Origin of the sequence: Actinoplanes sp. NPDC051411 (assembly GCF_040682075.1) — a bacterium.
Classification (GTDB): domain Bacteria; phylum Actinomycetota; class Actinomycetes; order Mycobacteriales; family Micromonosporaceae; genus Actinoplanes.
On sequence record NZ_JBFBAD010000041.1, the window covers coordinates 28,500 to 45,090 of the forward strand.

Genomic DNA, 16,591 nt, shown 5'->3' on the forward strand with positions numbered 1-16,591 from the left:
TCTGGTGTGATGGACCGATGGAAGCGGCGGAGAGCCTGGCCGCGGGTGCTCTGGACTGGATGATCCGGTCGGCGCGCGGCACCGAGGCCGACCACACGCTGTACTCCGGCGGGGCGGGTGTCGTTCTCGCGCTGCTGGAGGGTCAGCGCCACTTCCGGGACGACCGGTACGGCGATGCGGCCCTGCGCGGGGCGGCCGCCCTGGCCGCCTCGGTCGACGACCAGGACGACTGCTCGCTGTACTTCGGTCTGACCGGGACGGCGTTCGCCCTGCGCGCCGTGCACCGCCTGCTCGGCGACGAGGCGGCGGACCGGGCCGCGGACCGGGCGCTGGAACGCGTGCGTGCGCGTTTCGACGGGCAGCGCTGGGGCCCGATGTTCGAGCTGCTCGGGGGCAACGCCGGCATCGCGCTCGGTGCCCTGAACGCGGGTGACCTCGAACTGGCCGTCCTCGCGGTCCGGCCGTACCTCGACACCGCCGACCCGACCGCCGGCGGAGTCAACTGGGCGGTTCGCCCCAGCCCGCCGCGGTCCCACCACATGGCGCACGGAACGCTGGGCATCGCGTACGCCCTAGCGGCCGTCGGCTCAGCCGCCGGCCGCGCCGACCTGATCGAGATGGCCCTGGCCGGCGCCGCCGACGTGGTGTCCCGGGACGAGGCCCGGCCGGCCGGCTTCCTCGTCCCGCACTCCGACCCGCCGCACCGGCCCGAGCTGATCGAGCGCTACAGCTACGGCTGGTGCAACGGGCCGGCCGGCGACGCCCAGGCCTTCCGGCTGCTCGGCGCCGTGACCGGCGACGCCGCCTGGGCCGCCCGGGCCGACCGCTGCTGGCACACGGTCATCCACTCCGGCCTGCCGCGCCGCGTACGCCCCGGCTTCTGGGACAACAACGGCCGCTGCTGCGGGACGGCCGGCGTTCTCGCGCTGGCCTGCGACCGGCACGTCGAGCTCGGGCAGCCGTCCGGCTTCACCGACGAGCTGGCCTCTCGGGCGACGGTTGAGCGGGGGCAGCCGTCCGGTTTCGCCGGTGTGCTGGTCGACGACCTGGCTGCCCGGGCGACGGTCGACGCGGACGGGGTGCGCTGGTCAAACCACGAGCACCGCGCGACGCCGAGCGCGCTCGAACCCCACGTCGGATGGGCGATGGGCAACGCCGGCATCGTGCGCGAGCTGTTGCGTTTCAGCCGGGCGACCGGCGGAGGAGATCCGGCCTACGCGGTGCCGTGGCCCGACCAGCCGCCGACCGTCTAGGACCAGGAGTCGAGCACCGCCTCGACGGTGGTGGTGACCGGGGGAGCGGGCGGTGCGGCCGGGGTCCGGGAGAAGCGGGGCGCCGGGGCGGGCTGTGTGAGGCCGTCGACCGCGACGAAGGACGAGCGGGACTTCAGGTGCGGGTGGGACGGTGCCTCCGAAGGGGACAGCACCGGCGCCACGCAGGCGTCGACGCCGTCGAAGACCTCGGCCCACTCGTCGCGGGTCCGGGTGGCGAAGGCGGCGGCGAACCGGGCGCGCAACTCGGGCCAGCCGGAAACGTCGTGCTGGGCGGGCAGCGCCGGGTCGGAGTCCAGGCCGAGCCCGGCGAGCAGGGCCGCATAGAACTGGGGCTCGATCGCCCCGACCGCGACGAAGCCGCCGTCGGCGGTGGCATAGGTGTCGTAGAAGGGCGCTCCGCCGTCGAGCAGGTTGGAACCCCGCGGCCCCGGCCACAAGCCCGACGCGACGGCCCCGTGCAGGAAGGTGGTCAGCAACCCGGCCCCGTCGACCATCGCCGCGTCCACCACCTGGCCGCGTCCGGAGCGCGCCCGCGAGACCAGTGCCGCCAGCACGCCGACCGCCAGCAGCATGCCGCCACCGGCCAGATCCCCGAGGTAGTTGAGCGGCGCCGGCGGCGGCGAGCCGGAGCGCCCGAGCGGGGCCAGGGCGCCGGACACGGCGATGTAGTCGATGTCGTGCCCGGCCCGGGAGGCGAGCGGCCCGTCCTGGCCCCAGCCGGTCATCCGCGCGTAGATCAGGCCCGGATTCGCCGCGGTGCACACCGGCGGCCCGAACCCGAGCCGCTCGGCCACCCCCGGCCGGAACCCCTCCACCAGCACATCGGCCCGCGAAACCAGCGACAGCAACGACGACACCCCGGACGGCGACTTGAGGTCGAGGGTCACGGTGCGGCGCCCGCGGTCGAGCGGCCCGACCGGCACCGCGCGGGGGCCGGGCCGGGAAACCTGCACCACGTCGGCCCCGAGGTCGGCCAGCATCATGCACCCGAACGGCCCCGGCACGAGCCCGGCCAGTTCGACGACGCGGATTCCGGCGAGCGCGGTCATGCGAGCGAGAACCGGTCACCGTAGCGGGCGGCCAACTCGCGCGCCCGCCCGGCGAAGTCGCGATGCTGCGTGGCGTAGCGGAGCACGCCGCCCGTCCAGGCCGGGAAGCCGATGCCCAGGATCGAGCCGACGTTGCCGTCCTCGGCGGTCCGCAGCACGCCCTCGGCCAGGCATCTCCGCGCGTCGATCGCCTCGCTGAATAGGAACCGTTCCTGCAGATCCCCGAACGGAACTTCGCAACCGGCCGCGGTGGCAAGCTCGGCGAGGCCGGTCCAGAGACCGGTCCGGCGGCCTTCGGCGTACGCGTAGAAGCCGCGCCCGCCCGCCCGGCCCGGCCGGTCGTGGCCGTCGACCATCGTGTCGACCAGCTCCCGGGAGGGCCCCGACGCGCCCGAGGCGCGGTGGATGCGCTGCACGAGCGCGAGGCTCACCTCGTCGGCGAGGGCGAGCGGCCCGGTCGGATAGCCGGCCTGCAGCGCCGCCTGCTCGATCGTCGGAGCGGGCACACCGGCCGCCAGCATGAGCAGGGCCTCGTCGATGAACTTGCCGATGACCCGGCTGGTGAAGAAGCCGCGCCCGTCGTTGACCACGATCGGCGTCTTGCCGATGCGGCGGCCGAGGTCGAAGGCGCGGGCCACCGCCGCGTCGCCGGTCGACGAGCCGGCCACGATCTCGAGGAGCGGCATCCGGCCGACCGGGGAGAAGAAGTGCATGCCGATGAAGTCGGCCGGCCGGTCGACGCCCGCGGCCAGCCCGGTGATCGGCAGCGTCGACGTGTTCGAGGCGAGCAGGGCATCCGGGGCGACGACCGGAAGCACCTCGGCGAACACCGACTTCTTGAGCCCGGGATCCTCGAAGACCGCCTCGATCACCACGTCGGCGCCGGCCAGCAGGTCCAGCGAGTCGGTCGGGGTGATCCGGGCGAGCACCGACGGGTCACCCGACGCGACCGCGCGCCGGGCGGCGGCGAGCGAGACGTCCTTGACCACCACGTCGAGGCCGGCGCGGGCACAGGCGTACGCGATGCCGGCCCCCATCATGCCGGCGCCGAGCACCGCGACCTTGGCCGCCGGCCGCACCTGGGCCGGCGGCCGGGCCAGGCCACCGTTGACCGCCCGCATGTCGAAGAACAGCGCCCCGATCATGTTCTTGGCGATCTGCCCGGTGAGCAGCGTGATCAGGTGCCGCGTCTCGATCGTCTGGGCGGTCTCGAAGTCGACCTGCGCGCCCTCGACCGCGGTGGCCAGGATCGCCTCGGGCGCGGGCAGGCGACAGCCCTTGAGCTGTTTGCGCAGCGTGGCCGCGAAGGCCGGCAGCTGCGAGGCGAGTTTCGGCGACGCCGGCGTGCCCCCGGGCATGCGATAGCCGGGCCGGTCCCACGGCTGAGCGGCGTCCGGGTTGGCGGCGATCCAGGCCCGCGCCCGCTCGATGAGGGCGGCGTCAACGCGGGCGGCGTCGCCGCGGGCGGCGTCAACGCGGGCGAGGCGCTCGCGCGTCGCGTCGGTTCCCGCCGCCGACCGCCCGGGCGAGAACGGAGGCTGGCTACCGGAGAGCGCAGCCGCCGGCACATGTTGACGTGTTGATTCCATCAATGTTGATGCCGCCGGGCTTGGTGGCTGGTCGCCGGTCGGTTGGTCGTTGGTGGGCGCGGCGGCAGCCTCGTGTTGACGTGTTGATTCCGTCAATGTTGATGCCGGTGCGCCGGTCGGTTGGGTGCCGGTCGGTTGGGTGCCGGTCGGTTGGGTGCCGGTCGGTTGGGTGCCGGTCGGTTGGGTGCCGGTCGGTTGGGTGCCGGTCGGTTGGGCGTTGGTGGGCGCGGCCGCGGCGTCGTGTGGACGTGTTGATGTCGTCAATGTTGATTCTGCAGTCAATGTTGACGGCGGGATCACCTCGTCAATCAGGCCGGCGGCCGCGGCATCGGCGGGGCGGAGACGGTGGCCGGTGAGGAGCCACGTGGTCAGGGCCGGCGCGAGGCCGAGCATGCGGACCGTGCGCGTGACGCCGCCGGCGCCCGGCAATAGTCCGAGCGTCACCTCGGGGAAGCCGACGCGCGTGGCCGGCGTGTCGAGGGCGATTCGGTGATGGCAGGCGAGCGCGATCTCGAGCCCTCCGCCAAGGGCGGCCCCGTTGATCGTGGCGACGACCGGACGCCCGTACGTCTCGAGGCGCCGCAGGTCTCTCTTGATCGTGCCCAGCATGGTTGCGAGGCGCGGAGCGTCCTCGCGGGTCGCCCGGCTCATGAGCGGGAGGTCGCCGCCCGCGAAGAAGGTGGTCTTGCCGCTGGTGACGATGACGCCGGTGACCTCGTCGCGTTCCGCCTCGAGCCGGTCCATCGTGGCGGTCATGGCGTCCACGTAGCGTTCGTTCATCGTGTTCGCGCTCTGCGCCGGATCGTCCATCGTCAGCACCACGATGCCGTCGGCGCCCCGCTCGTAGGAGATCATGAGAGCCTTTCCAGGACCGTGGCGACGCCCATGCCGCCCCCGATGCAGAGGGTGACGACGGCCCGGCGCAGGTCGCGGCGTTCGAGTTCGTCGAGGGCGGTGCCGAGCAGCATCGCGCCGGTCGCGCCGAGCGGGTGGCCGAGGGCGATCGCGCCGCCGTTGACGTTGACCAGGGAAGGGTCGATGTCGAGGTCGCGGATGTAGCGGAGCACGACCGCCGCGAAGGCTTCGTTGATCTCGAACAGGTCGATGTCGTCCAGGCTCAGCCCGGCGACCGCCAGCGCCTTGCGGGTCGCCGGGGCCGGCCCGGTCAGCATCAGCGTCGAATCGGTGCCGGTCACCGCGGCGCCGGCGATGCGGGCCCGCGGCGTCAGGCCGAGCTCGTGGCCGATCGCTCCGGAGCCGATCACGACCAGTGAGGCCCCGTCCACGATGCCGGACGAGTTTCCCGCGTGGTGGACGTGATCCAGCTTCTCCACCCACGGAAACTGTTGCAGCGCAACGGCATCGAAGGCGTCGAGCGCGGCGAACGACGGCTTGAGCGCGGCCAGCCCGGCCAGCGACGTGTCGGGCCGCATGTGCTCGTCGACGGCCAGGATGCCGAGGCCGTTGGGGTCGCGGACCGGGATCACCGAGCGTGCGAAGTGCCCGCCCGCCCACGCCTTGGCGGCGAGATCCTGCGACCGCAGCGCCCACGCGTCGACGTCGTCCCGCGTGAACCCCTCGATCGTCGCGATCAGGTCGGCGCTGATGCCCTGCGGTACGAAGCCGGTGGCCAGCGCGGTCTCCGGGTCGAGGAACCAGGCGCCGCCGTCCGAGCCCATCGGGTTGCGCGACATCGACTCGACGCCGCCGGCCAGGATCAGGTGCTCCCAGCCGCCCCGGATGCGCGCCGCGGCCTGGTTGACCGCCTCGAGGCCGGAGCCGCAGAACCGGTCGAGTTGCACCCCGGCGACCGTGTCGGGCAGGCCGGCGAGCAGCGCCGCCGAGCGGGGGAGCACGCCGCCCTGCTCGCCGACCGGGGTGACGATGCCCATCACGAGGTCGTCGATCCGGCGCGGGTCGAGACCGGGGTTGCGGGCCAGCAGAGCGGAGATCAGGCCGGTGGTCAGCGTGATCGGCTTGACCCCGTGCAGGGCGCCGCCCGGTTTGCCCCGGCCGCGCGGGGTCCGTACCGCGTCGAAGACGTACGCCTCAGAGGGCACGGGCGATCAGCTCCTTCATGATCTCGTTGGTGCCGCCGTAGATCTTCTGGACGCGCGCGTCGGCGTACATCCGGGCGATCGGGTATTCGGTGGTGTAGCCGTAGCCGCCGAAGATCTGCAGGCAGCGGTCGACCACCTCGCACTGGCCCTCGGTGAGCCAGCTCTTGGCCATCGCGGCGGTCGCCACGTCGAGTTCGCCGCGCCGGTGCCGCTCGATGCAGTCGTCGAGGAAGACCCGGGAGACCCGGGTGCGCGTCGCACACTCGGCCAGGACCATCCGGGTGTTCTGGTGGGCGATCAGAGGCTTCCCGAAAGCCTCACGCTCTTTCGCGTACGCGGTTGCCAGCTCGACGGCCCTTTGCATGGCGGCGACCGCGGTCACTGCAATGACGAGCCGTTCCTGGGGCAGTTGCCGCATCATCGCGAAGAAGCCGGTGCCCTCTTCGCCGAGGCGGTCGGCGACCGGCACCCGCACATCGTCGAAGAAGAGCTCCGCGGTGTCGTTGGCGTGCAGGCCGATCTTGCTGAGCTTCTTGCCGCGGGTGAACTCCGTCATGATCAGCAGGCTGATGCCGCCGGCCTTCCCGGTCACATCCGTTTTGACGGCCGTGATGACGAGGTCGGCGACGGCGCCGTTCGTGATGAACGTCTTCGAGCCGTTCACTATGTAGACGTCGCCGTCCCGCTCGGCCCGCGTGCGGATCGCCTGCAGGTCGGAGCCGCCGCCCGGCTCGGTCATGCCGATCGCCCCGACCAGCGACCCGTCGCACAGCCCGGGCAGCCAGCGCCGCTTCTGCTCCTCGGTTCCGTAGGCGACCAGATAGCCGGTGACGATGCCGCTGTGCACGGCCAGGCCGAGGCTGCCCTCGCCGGTGTGGGCCTGCTCGTGCAACAGCGTCGCCTCGTGCGTGAAGTCACCGTCCCCGCCGCCGTACGCCGCCGGCACCGACAGGCCGAGCAGGCCCAGTTCGCCGGCCCGCCGGTAGTGCTCACGATCGGGATGGCCCTGCTGTTCGAGGCGCGAGGTGTGGGGGATGACCTCTTTGGTGAAGAAGGCGCGGGCCAGCTCGGCGAGATCGTCGTGCTCGGGCCGCTGCCACGACGGGCGGTACCCGTCGAGTCCGGGCGTGACCATGACCAACACCCTCGCCGGTTATTGGCACACTGTCAACAAGGTCGTGTCGTAAGGTTTCCGTTGTGAGTGTCGAGGCAGGTCAGCGGCGTCGTCTCGAGCCCGACGCACGCCGCCAGCAGATCCTCTCGGTGGCGGTCCGGCTGTTCGGCGAGCGCGGCTACGCCGACGTCTCCACGACCGATGTGGCCCGCGGGGCCGGGGTCGCGCGCGGCCTGATCAACCACTACTTCGGCACCAAGAAAGACCTCTACCTGGCAGTGGTCCGGGTGATGCTGACCGTCCCGTCCGGCGCCGTCGCGGGCCTGCCCGAGGGTGACCTGCCGACCCGGGTCGACGCGCTGGTGACCTGGTTCCTCGACGTGGTGTCGCGGCACTCGACGTCGTGGCTGTCCGCGATCAACGCCGGCGGGATGGCCGGCGACCCGGACGTCGACCGGGTGATCGGCGAGGCGATCGACGCCGCCGCCGACGGGGTGCTCGAGGCGACCGGGTTCGCCGGGCGGCGCACCGAGGCGCTGCACGCGATGGCCCGGTCGTACGTCTGGCTCGGCACCTCGACCGCCCGGGAGTGGCTGCAGCGGGGCGTGCTGACCCGCGCGCAGGTCCACCAGCTGCTGGCGACCACCCTGCTGGCCATGGTGGACAAGGTCTTCGAGCAGTCCTAGCCGAAAGGCGACTGCATTCCGCGTGCCGCATCCGCGAGGATCAGTATCTACGCCCGTCGCACTGCCCCCTCAACGTCGACCCCAGGTCCCGGAGGCGGAGATGGACAACCGGTACAGCGCGGATACGATCACGATCGCCGGGGACAGCCCCGACGACATCGAACGTCTCAACGACATCATCGACAGCGCGATCCACAAGCGGCCGCTCGGCCGCCCCGTCCGCACTTTCGGCCGCCGGACCGTGGTTCCCGTGCGCGGGCACGACCCGGTCGAGGTGTCCACCGTGTTACGCGCCGCCGGGGCGCCCGGCGATCCCCGGCCCCAGCTCGTCTTCTTCAGCGGCACCAACCAGATTCGCGAGACGCCCGGCGGCTTCGCCGACCACCACCTGTTCCTGATCGGCAACGACGTGGGGCACGGCCTGCTCTACTCCCCACTGCCGCCCGACTACGAGCCGCCGGCGAAACCGGATTGGAAACGGCCCGCCGGCCACCTGCGGCGCCCGGTCATCGCGCTGTTCGACTCCGGCGTACGCGAGCACGAATGGCTGCCGGACGCCGACCCGGACGATCCGTTCGTGCTGCACCCGGACGACCCGGCACTGAGCAGGCAGTGGTCCTCGCCCGTACCCGAGGCCCCGGCCGGGGAGCCGAAGGCCGGGCACGCCACCTTCAACGCCGGACTGATCCGGATGAACGCCCCGAGCGCCCAGGTGCTGTCGATCCGCGTGATGGACGGCGAGGGCATGGTCGACGAGTCGAATGTGGTCGACGCCCTGCTCTGGCTCGAGGACTACCGCAGGACCCGTCCGGTCGACGTGGTCCTGATGCCGTTCGGGCGGTCACCCGACGACGAGATGGACGACGACCGCACGCTCGACGAGCTGCGGGCGCCGATCGAACGGCTCGCCGGCCAGGGGGTCGCGTTCGTGGCGTCGGCCGGCAACGACCACCAGAGCCGCGGCATCCATCCGGCCCTCTTCGACGACGTGACCGCGGTCGGCGCGGGCTTCGGCGAATACCACGCGAAGTTCAGCAACCACGGCGACTGGGTCGACCGCTACCGGGAGGGCGTCAACGCCCTCAGCATCCTCCCCGGCGACGGGTGGGGCCGATGGAGCGGCACCTCGTTCTCCGCCGCGGTCTTAGCGGCCGACCTCGCCCACCCCCATGTCGCCTGACGACGCGCACCTCGGCGGTCTCCTCGAACGGGCCCGGGCCGGCGACCGGGAGTCGCTGCGCGAGCTCGTCCGGGTCCTCAACCCGGTGCTCTGGCGGGTCGCCCGGGCCCAGGGCCTGAACACCGAGGACGCCGCCGACGTGGTGCAGACATCCTGGCTGGAACTGGTCCGGCGGCTCGACGAGATCCGCAACCCGCGGGCGGTCACCGCGTGGCTGATCACCGCGACCCGGCGCGAGGCCTGGCAGCGCCGGGCCCGCTCCCGGCGGGAGGCCGACGACCCGGCACCGTTCCTGGAGGCGGCGGTCGCCTCCGGACCGGCCCCCGAGGAACGACTGCTCGCCGACGAGCGCGACCGCGTGCTCTGGCATCACTTCGAACGCCTCTCGGAACGCTGCCGCGACCTGCTGCGCATCGTCGCCCAGGTCGACCGCCCCGACTACACGGTCATCGCGTCGGCGTTCGGCATGCCGCACGGCAGCATCGGCCCGACCCGAAGCCGCTGCCTGGCCAAACTCCGCGACATGCTCCTCGCCGACCCGGCCTGGAGCACATGATGGACGATCCCCTGGACCGCGAGATCCTGTCCCGCATCGCCCGCTACGACCCACCGCCGGCCGACCTCGACGACCGGGTGCTCTTCGCCCTCGCCCTGGACGACCTCGACGCCCAGGTGGCCCGCCTGTCGGCCGAGGAATTCACCGGCAGCGGCGCCCGCGCCGGCGAACGCACCCGCACCATCACCTTCGACGCCGACAGCCGCACCGTCATGATCACCGTGGTCGAGCGCCCGGACAACCTCGTCCGCATCGACGGCTGGCTGGCCCCGGCCGAAGCGGCCCGGGTCTCGCTACGCTTCCCGGAACCGGCGCCGGTCCGCACGATCACCGCCGACTCCACCGGCCGCTTCGTCTTCGACGAGGTGCCACACGGCCTGGCCCAGCTCCTGGTGGACGGCACCCCGTCGGTGGTGACGCCATCGCTGGCGCTCTGACCTCCCGGTTCGACCGCCTCTACCACTCCGGACTGGCGGCCAGCGAGGACGGCCGCCCCGGCCTGGCGGTGCGCCGGCTCCGCGCGGCCCTCCGGCTCGCCGCCGATCACCCCGATCCCGTACGCGGCCGCCTGCTCGTCAGCCTCGCCTGGGCCGAAGCCGAGCGGGGCCGCGTCGACCTCGGCTTCCGCCTGCTCGACGAGGCATCCCTGCTGTTACCGCCGTCCGCTCTTCCGCTGCTGCACGCCCAGCGCGCGGTCCTGCTGCGCCGCAACGGACGCACCGACCGGGCCGCCCCCGAGTTCGACCGCGCCATAGCCGGCCTGACCGACCCGCTCGACCTGGTCAAGGCCCTGAACAACCGCGCACTGCTCCGCCTCGACACCGGCCGCGTGTCGGCCGCCCGGGAAGACCTCGGCCGCGCCCTGACCCTGGCCCGCCGGCACGACCTGACGATGATGGCGGCCGTGGCCCAGATGAACCTGGGCTGCCTCGAGTACGTGTCGGGCGACCTCCCGACGGCCCTCGGCACCTTCTCGGCGATCCGCCCGGTCTACGAGTCGGTCGTGCCGGGCCGGGTGGCCGTCGTCGACATCGAACGCGCCCGCGCCCTGGTCGCCGCCGGCCTGTTCCGCGAGGCCGACCGCTGCCTGGCCACCGCCCTGGCCCAGGCCACGGCCCAGGGCCAGGACCACACCCGGGCCGACGCCTTCCAGGTACGCGCCGAGGCCGCCCTGCTGGCCGGCAACCCGCTCGCGGCGGCCACCTGGTCGGCCACCGCCCGCGCCGCCTTCCGCCGCCGCGGCAACCCCCGCCACGCCGCACTGGCCGCGCTGCTGTCACTCCGCGCAACCGCCCAGCTCGCCACGCCCCCAGCCGAGCCGACCCTCGCAGCCGGACCCGCGCCCGCAGCCGAGCCGACTCCCGCGGCCGCGCCCAAGTCCGCACCCACGTCCACGCCGACGTCCACAGCCGCACCCAACTCCGCTGCCGTGCCGATCTCCGCAGCCGAGCCCACCGCCGCGCTCACGTCCGCAGCCGTGCCGATCGCCGCGCCGACGTCCGCAGCCGTGCCGATGCCCGCAGCCGAGCTGACTCCCGCAGCCGTGCCGACGTCCGCAGCCGTGCTGATCGCCGCAGCCGTGCCGACCGCCGCGCCCACTCCCGCAGCCGTGCCGATCCCCGCAGCCGAGCCGGCCGCCGCGCCCACTCCCGCAGCCGAGCTGACCCCCGCAGCCGAGCCCCCCACCACCCCCCCCCCAACGGCCGCGTCCACCCCCACCCCAACGGCCGCGTCCACCCCCACCCCAACGGCCGCGTCCACCCCCACCCCGTTCTGGGCGGGGTCGAGTAGAACACCCGGGTCCGACAAACTTCGCCGGTTGTCCACAGGCAATGGCGAATTCGTGGCCCGGGGGCGGCGACTCGCCGCCGAACTACAGAAGCTGAAACTTCCCGAGGACGCCCGGGTCGCCGCACTCGTCACGGCCCGCGCGCTCATCGCTGACAGACGGGACAGGGCCGCCGAGCAGCTCATCGCGCGCTACGGCCGGCCCCGGCGCCACGACCGGCTCGACACGCGGCTGCTGTGGCGGCTGACGCGCGCCGAACTGGCCCGTGCTAAGCGGCAACCGGACCGGGCCGAGCGGGAACTCGCCGCCGGCATGGTCACGCTTCACCGGCAGCGGGGCCGGTTCGGGTGTCTCGACCTGCAGACCGGGGCTTCGGCGCACGGACGGGACCTCGCGCGGGCCGGGCTCCGGGCGGCGCTGGAGAGCGGCCGGTTCGGGGCTGTCTTCCGCTGGTCGGAACGGGTTCGGGCGCAGGCGCTTCTGTTGCCACCGGTGCGGCCGCCGGCCGACCCGGTTACGGCGGCGGCGCTGGAGGACCTGCGGCAGACGAGGCAGGCGATCCGTACGGCCGAGCTCACGGGGACCCGGCCGTCGCCGAGGCTGCGGGCGCGGGCCGAGGAGCTGAGCCGGGTGATCCGTGAGGCGTCCTGGTCGGTGCCGGGCGCGACCCGGGCCGGGGCGAGGATCGCGACGCCGGCCGCGATCAGGGCCGCTCTCGGTGACGCCGTCCTGGTCGCCTACCTGGACACCGGCGAGCGGCTGGCCGCGGTCGTGCTCGGCCGGCACACGGCGACGGTCGTCGAGTTGGGGGAGCGCCGCGCGGCCGAGGAGGCGGTTCTCCGGCTGCGGGCCGACCTTGACACCGCGGCCGGGCGGGCCATGCCGGAGCGGCTGGCCAAGGCGGTCGGCCAGGCGACCCAGGAGGACGCCAGGGGGCTGGCCGCGATCGTGATCGATCCGATCCGGCGGCGGATCCGGGACGACGACCTGGCTGCTGGCCACCGCACCCTGGTCGGTGCTGCCCGGACTGGCCCGGAGGCCGGTCACCGTGGCGCCCTCGGCGACGGCGTGGCTGGCCCGGCGCGGTCGGCGACGGGGCGATGGGCGTACGGTCCTGGTGGCCGGGCCCGGCAACCAGCGCGGGCCGTCCGAAGTCCGGGCGATCGCCGGCCGCCGGCCCGGCGCGACCGTCCTCACCGGGGCCGGCGCGACGCCCGCCGCCACGCTCGCCGCGATCGACGGCGCCGCCGTCGCCCACCTGGCCACCCACGGCCGGCACGAGGCGCAGAACGCGCTGTTCTCGAGCCTGGAACTGCATGGCGGGCCGGTCCTCGGCTACGACCTTCAGCGGCTGGAGGAGCCTCCCGAGCTGGTCGTGCTGGCCGGGTGCGAACTGGGGTTGAGTGAGGTGCGGCCGGGCGACGAGAGTTTCGGCATGGCGTCGGCGCTGCTGGCGGCCGGCACCGCCACCGTGATCGCCAGCGTGTGCCGGGTCGCCGATGAGGCGGCGAGCGAGGCGATGGTCGGACTTCACCGCCGGCTCGCCGCCGGGCGGACCCCGGCCGAGGCTTTGGCCCAGGCCGCGGCCGGGACCGGGTTCGTGTGTCTGGGGAGATAGTTTCCGATTCAGCAGTTCGCGAAGGATGCCGTGCGGCACGCTTAGGCCGTCGGCCGGATCCTCAGCTCAGAAATTGTGATGCCGATAACAGGGACGCGAAGACTGCGACCGGAAGAGGCTCATATGGGACTGAGTGGGGTGTTCGACGACCGCTCCCTGCGGACGAAGATCGGAACCGCCGTACTGACCGCTGTGGTGAGCGGTGTGGCCGTCGGCGGGCTGGCGCTGAGCATGATTCACCAGCAGAACACCGATTCGGCTGCCGCGCAGCGGCGGACCATCGCCGTCGAGGAAGCCTCCGGCGCGTTCAGCAAGAACATCGAGGCGTACGGCGGCAGCGTGTCGGCGCTGCAGCTCTACCCGGCCATCAAGGACACGATCGAGCAGGGCATGAAGGCCGATCAGGCTGCGATCGCCACCGCCCTCACCACCCTGCAGTCGACGCTCGGATCGGACCCGACCGCCGCGGCCGAGGTGGCGAAGGCGCAGAACGACTGGCAGGCCTTCCTGTCGTTCATGAGCACGCCCTCGGTCTCCGGGGGTCAGGCGACCACGGCCGCCGCGTTCGCCGACACCCTGAAGAAGTACAACGCCCTCTACGGCGCGCTCGGCGCGGACGAGACCGCGTTGCAGAAACGGGCCAGCACGCTGTCCGACGAGAGCCTGGCCACGGCCGACTCGAAGGCCCGGACCGCGAGCTGGTGGATCGGCATCCTGCTCGCGATCGGCGTGATCGGCAGCCTCCTGATCGGCTTCCGGGTGGCGGGCCGGGTCCGCGGGACCGTACGCAACGTCTCCAGCGTGGCCGACGGGCTGGCCGAGGGCGACCTGACCCGTACGTCCGGGGTGACCACCAAGGACGAGGTCGGCGAGATGGCCGCCTCACTGGACCGGGCGATCGCCCGCCTCCGCGAGGACGTCGTCCAGCTGGCCGGCAACGCGACCACCCTGCACAACGCGGCCGGACAGCTCACCGCGGTGTCGAGTTCGGTCGACGAGGCCGCCAACCAGGCGTCGGCCCAGGCCGGCTCGGTCGCGTCGGCGGCCGACGTGGTCTCCAACAACCTGCAGGTCGTCTCGGCCGGCTCGGAGGAGATGGGCTCGTCGATCCGCGACATCAGCGTGTCGACGACCGAGGCGTCCGAGGTGGCCGCCCAGGCGGTCGAGGTCGCCGCCCAGACCAACGCGATCGTGGCCCGGCTCGGCGAGTCGTCGTCCGAGATCGCGACCGTGGTCAAGGTGATCACCAGTATCGCCGAGCAGACCAACCTGCTGGCCCTGAACGCGACCATCGAGGCGGCGCGGGCCGGTGACTCGGGCAAGGGTTTCGCGGTCGTCGCGGGCGAGGTCAAGGACCTGGCGCAGGAGACGGCGAAGGCGACCGAGGACATCTCGCGGCGGGTGCAGGCGATCCAGGCCGACACCGACGGCGCGGTGGCCGCGATCGGCGAGATCTCGTCGATCATCGAGCGGATCAACGGCATCCAGCTGACGATCGCCTCGGCGGTCGAGGAGCAGACGGCGACCACGCAGGAGATGAACCGTACGCTCTCCGACGCGGCGGCCGGCGCGGGCAACATCGCCGCGACGATCGGCACGGTCTCCGACGCGACCCGCCGCACCACCGACACGGTCGGCGACACCCGGCACGCGGCCGACGAGCTGGCCTCCACCGCGGCCCAGCTGCAGGGTCTGGTCGCCCGATTCCGTTACTGAGGAGCGTCACTAAAGTGCAGGGGTGCCCCTTCTCGACGCCCTGACGCAGCCCGACGACGTCCCGGCCGTGCTCACCACGGCCGAGGGGTCGCTCTCCCGGCACGAACTGCTCGGATGGTCGGCGGCCGTGGCCGCCGGCCTTTCCGGCGTTCCGATCGTCGCGGTCCGCGCGACGCCGACCATCCAGACCGTGGTCGCGGTCACGGCCGCGCTGCTGGCCGGCGTGCCGATCGTGCCGATCCCGCCGGACGCGGGCGACCTCGAGCGGGACCACATTCTGCGCGACTCGGGTGCCGTCCTGATGCCCGCCGTCACCCGGTCCCGGCGGGCCGGTGACATCCCGGCCGAGGTGAGCGCGGACAAGCCCGCCCTCGTGCTATACACCAGCGGCACCACCGGCCCGCCCAAGGGCGTGGTGGTCTCGCGGGCCGCGATCGCCGCCGACCTCGACGCGCTCGCCGAGGCGTGGCAATGGACCCCCGGCGACCATCTGGTCCACGGTCTGCCGCTCTATCACGTCCACGGCCTGGTCCTCGGGGTCCTGGGACCCCTTCGGCTGGGATCGAAACTCACGCACACCGGGCGGCCGGCCCCGGAGGCGTACGCCGGGAGCACCGGCACGATGTATTTCGGCGTCCCCACGGTCTGGAGCCGGATCGCGGCCGCTCCCGCCGCGGCCCGGGCACTCTCGAAGGCCCGTCTGCTCGTCTCGGGCAGCGCCCCGCTCCCGTCCCCGGTCTTCGACCGGCTTCGGGAGCTCACCGGGCAGGCGCCGGTCGAGCGGTACGGCATGACCGAAACCCTGATCACGGTGAGCGCCCGCGCCGACGGCGAACGCCGGGCCGGCCAGGTCGGGCGGCCGGTGTCCGGGGTCGGGACGCGGCTGGTCGACGAGGCCGGCGAGGTGCTTCCCGCCGACGGCACGACCATCGGCCACCTGCAGGTGAACGGTCCGACGTTGCTCTCCGGCTACCTGCGCGGCGGCGGCGTCGACCCGGCCCCGCTGGCCGACGGCTGGTATCCGACCGGCGACGTCGCCACGATCGCCCCGGACGGCTGGCACCGCATCGTCGGCCGCGCCTCCACCGACCTGATCAAAACCGGCGGCTACCGGGTCGGCGCGGGCGAGGTCGAGGACGCCCTGCTGCTGCACCCGGCCGTCCACGAGGCCGCGGTGATCGGCCTGCCCCACGCCGACCTGGGCGAGCAGATCACGGCGTTCGTCGTCGCCGACCCGGTCACGCCGGACGACCTGATCTCGTTCGTGGCCGCCCGGCTGGCCGCCCACAAACGCCCGCGCCAGGTCCACCTGGTCGACAGCCTGCCCCGCAACGCCATGGGCAAGATCCAGAAAGCCCGCCTGCGTTAAAGCCCGAAGGTTCGTACCAGATGCGGCGCGTGGCCGGTGGTGATCCATTCGGCGACGGCGCCGGCGGTTCCGGCCGCCATCATCATGCCGGTCGTGAAGTGGCCGGCCGCGAACCAGCCGTTGACCAGGCCCGGCAACCGGTCGACGACCGGCTGGCGGCCCACGACGTACGGCCGGAAGCAGCACCACCGCGCGGCGACCGCGGCGCCGCCCACCGCGGGCACGACGGTGGCCAGGTCTTTCGCCAGCCGGTCCGAGACCTCGGGCCGCACCTCAGGCGAGTCGTCGTCCTCGTCGAACGTCCCGCCGCAGACGATGCTCCCGTCGGCCAGGGGAGTGCCGCCACCGAGCGGCCCGGCCAGCACACTTCCCAGCCGCCAGGGTCCCGGCGCCACCGCCACCATGTGCCCCTTGACCCACCGCTGCTCGACGTTCCCGTCCCACGGCGGCGGCACCAGCCCGGTCGCGAACACCACCGCCCCGGCGCTGAAATCCCCGGCCGTGGTCCGCACCCCGGCGATGCGGTCACCGCGGACGGTCACGCTTTCCACCCGTACGCCGGTGGGGCCCCGGGCGCCGCCCCCGGGGGCC

At 73.3% G+C, this 16,591-nt stretch carries 14 protein-coding genes; 8 read left to right on the top strand and 6 right to left on the bottom strand.

Going from position 1 to position 16,591, the window contains the following annotated elements:
- Nucleotides 1-17 precede the first annotated feature (17 nt).
- Complete coding sequence (locus tag AB0M88_RS23070; RefSeq protein ID WP_364105381.1) at nucleotides 18-1,253, top strand: lanthionine synthetase LanC family protein; 1,236 nt, start codon at nucleotides 18-20, stop codon at nucleotides 1,251-1,253.
- On the opposite strand, the gene AB0M88_RS23075 is transcribed toward AB0M88_RS23070, so the two are convergent.
- Genes AB0M88_RS23075 through AB0M88_RS23090 form a run of 4 tightly spaced genes read right to left on the bottom strand, consistent with a single transcriptional unit; the run spans nucleotide 1,250 to nucleotide 7,107 of the window.
- Entirely contained in the window at nucleotides 1,250-2,323 is a 1,074-nt protein-coding gene (locus AB0M88_RS23075; protein WP_364105383.1) for a CaiB/BaiF CoA-transferase family protein, read from the bottom strand. The two genes, AB0M88_RS23070 and AB0M88_RS23075, sit on opposite strands and share 4 nt — an antisense overlap.
- A complete protein-coding gene (locus AB0M88_RS23080) occupies nucleotides 2,320-4,767 on the bottom strand; it encodes a 3-hydroxyacyl-CoA dehydrogenase NAD-binding domain-containing protein (RefSeq protein WP_364105385.1) in 2,448 nt (815 codons plus the stop codon). The genes AB0M88_RS23075 and AB0M88_RS23080 overlap by 4 nt, the downstream gene beginning before the upstream one ends.
- Nucleotides 4,764-5,972: an acetyl-CoA C-acetyltransferase gene (locus tag AB0M88_RS23085; RefSeq protein ID WP_364105387.1), complete on the bottom strand. Its 1,209-nt coding sequence runs from the start codon at nucleotides 5,970-5,972 to the stop codon at nucleotides 4,764-4,766. Before AB0M88_RS23085 ends, AB0M88_RS23080 begins: the two co-directional genes overlap by 4 nt.
- Entirely contained in the window at nucleotides 5,962-7,107 is a 1,146-nt protein-coding gene (locus AB0M88_RS23090) for an acyl-CoA dehydrogenase family protein (protein WP_364105389.1), read from the bottom strand. The genes AB0M88_RS23085 and AB0M88_RS23090 overlap by 11 nt, the downstream gene beginning before the upstream one ends.
- A 62-nt stretch (nucleotides 7,108-7,169) precedes the next feature.
- On the opposite strand from AB0M88_RS23090, the gene AB0M88_RS23095 reads away from it, so the two are divergent.
- The 4 genes from AB0M88_RS23095 to AB0M88_RS23110 all read left to right on the top strand — a co-directional run bounded on the left by AB0M88_RS23095 (nucleotide 7,170) and on the right by AB0M88_RS23110 (nucleotide 9,945).
- A complete protein-coding gene (locus AB0M88_RS23095; RefSeq protein ID WP_364105391.1) occupies nucleotides 7,170-7,772 on the top strand; it encodes a TetR/AcrR family transcriptional regulator in 603 nt (200 codons plus the stop codon).
- A gap of 100 nt (nucleotides 7,773-7,872) precedes the next feature.
- A complete protein-coding gene (locus AB0M88_RS23100; protein WP_364105393.1) occupies nucleotides 7,873-8,952 on the top strand; it encodes a S8/S53 family peptidase in 1,080 nt (359 codons plus the stop codon).
- Nucleotides 8,942-9,508, top strand: coding sequence for a sigma-70 family RNA polymerase sigma factor (locus tag AB0M88_RS23105; protein WP_364105395.1), 567 nt, complete (start codon nucleotides 8,942-8,944; stop codon nucleotides 9,506-9,508). Before AB0M88_RS23100 ends, AB0M88_RS23105 begins: the two co-directional genes overlap by 11 nt.
- The gene (locus AB0M88_RS23110) at nucleotides 9,508-9,945 is read left to right on the top strand and encodes a hypothetical protein (protein ID WP_364105397.1); all 438 of its coding nucleotides are present in this window, start codon (nucleotides 9,508-9,510) and stop codon (nucleotides 9,943-9,945) included. Before AB0M88_RS23105 ends, AB0M88_RS23110 begins: the two co-directional genes overlap by 1 nt.
- A gap of 215 nt (nucleotides 9,946-10,160) precedes the next feature.
- On the opposite strand, the gene AB0M88_RS23115 is transcribed toward AB0M88_RS23110, so the two are convergent.
- The gene (locus AB0M88_RS23115) at nucleotides 10,161-10,763 is read right to left on the bottom strand and encodes a hypothetical protein (protein WP_364105399.1); all 603 of its coding nucleotides are present in this window, start codon (nucleotides 10,761-10,763) and stop codon (nucleotides 10,161-10,163) included.
- Between the two features lie 1,582 nt (nucleotides 10,764-12,345).
- Between AB0M88_RS23115 and AB0M88_RS23120 the strand changes: the two genes are divergently transcribed.
- The 3 genes from AB0M88_RS23120 to AB0M88_RS23130 all read left to right on the top strand — a co-directional run bounded on the left by AB0M88_RS23120 (nucleotide 12,346) and on the right by AB0M88_RS23130 (nucleotide 16,000).
- Nucleotides 12,346-12,915, top strand: a complete 570-nt coding sequence (locus AB0M88_RS23120; RefSeq protein ID WP_364105491.1) for a CHAT domain-containing protein — start codon at nucleotides 12,346-12,348, stop codon at nucleotides 12,913-12,915.
- Between the two features lie 123 nt (nucleotides 12,916-13,038).
- Nucleotides 13,039-14,631 (top strand): methyl-accepting chemotaxis protein, encoded by a 1,593-nt coding sequence (locus AB0M88_RS23125; protein ID WP_364105401.1) that lies wholly within the window; start codon nucleotides 13,039-13,041, stop codon nucleotides 14,629-14,631.
- A 22-nt stretch (nucleotides 14,632-14,653) separates the two neighbouring features.
- Nucleotides 14,654-16,000, top strand: a complete 1,347-nt coding sequence (locus tag AB0M88_RS23130) for an AMP-binding protein (protein ID WP_364105403.1) — start codon at nucleotides 14,654-14,656, stop codon at nucleotides 15,998-16,000.
- Here the strand turns inward: AB0M88_RS23130 and AB0M88_RS23135 are convergent.
- A partial coding sequence (locus AB0M88_RS23135; protein WP_364105405.1) for an FAD-binding oxidoreductase occupies nucleotides 15,997-16,591 on the bottom strand: 595 nt, incomplete at its 5' end. The two genes, AB0M88_RS23130 and AB0M88_RS23135, sit on opposite strands and share 4 nt — an antisense overlap.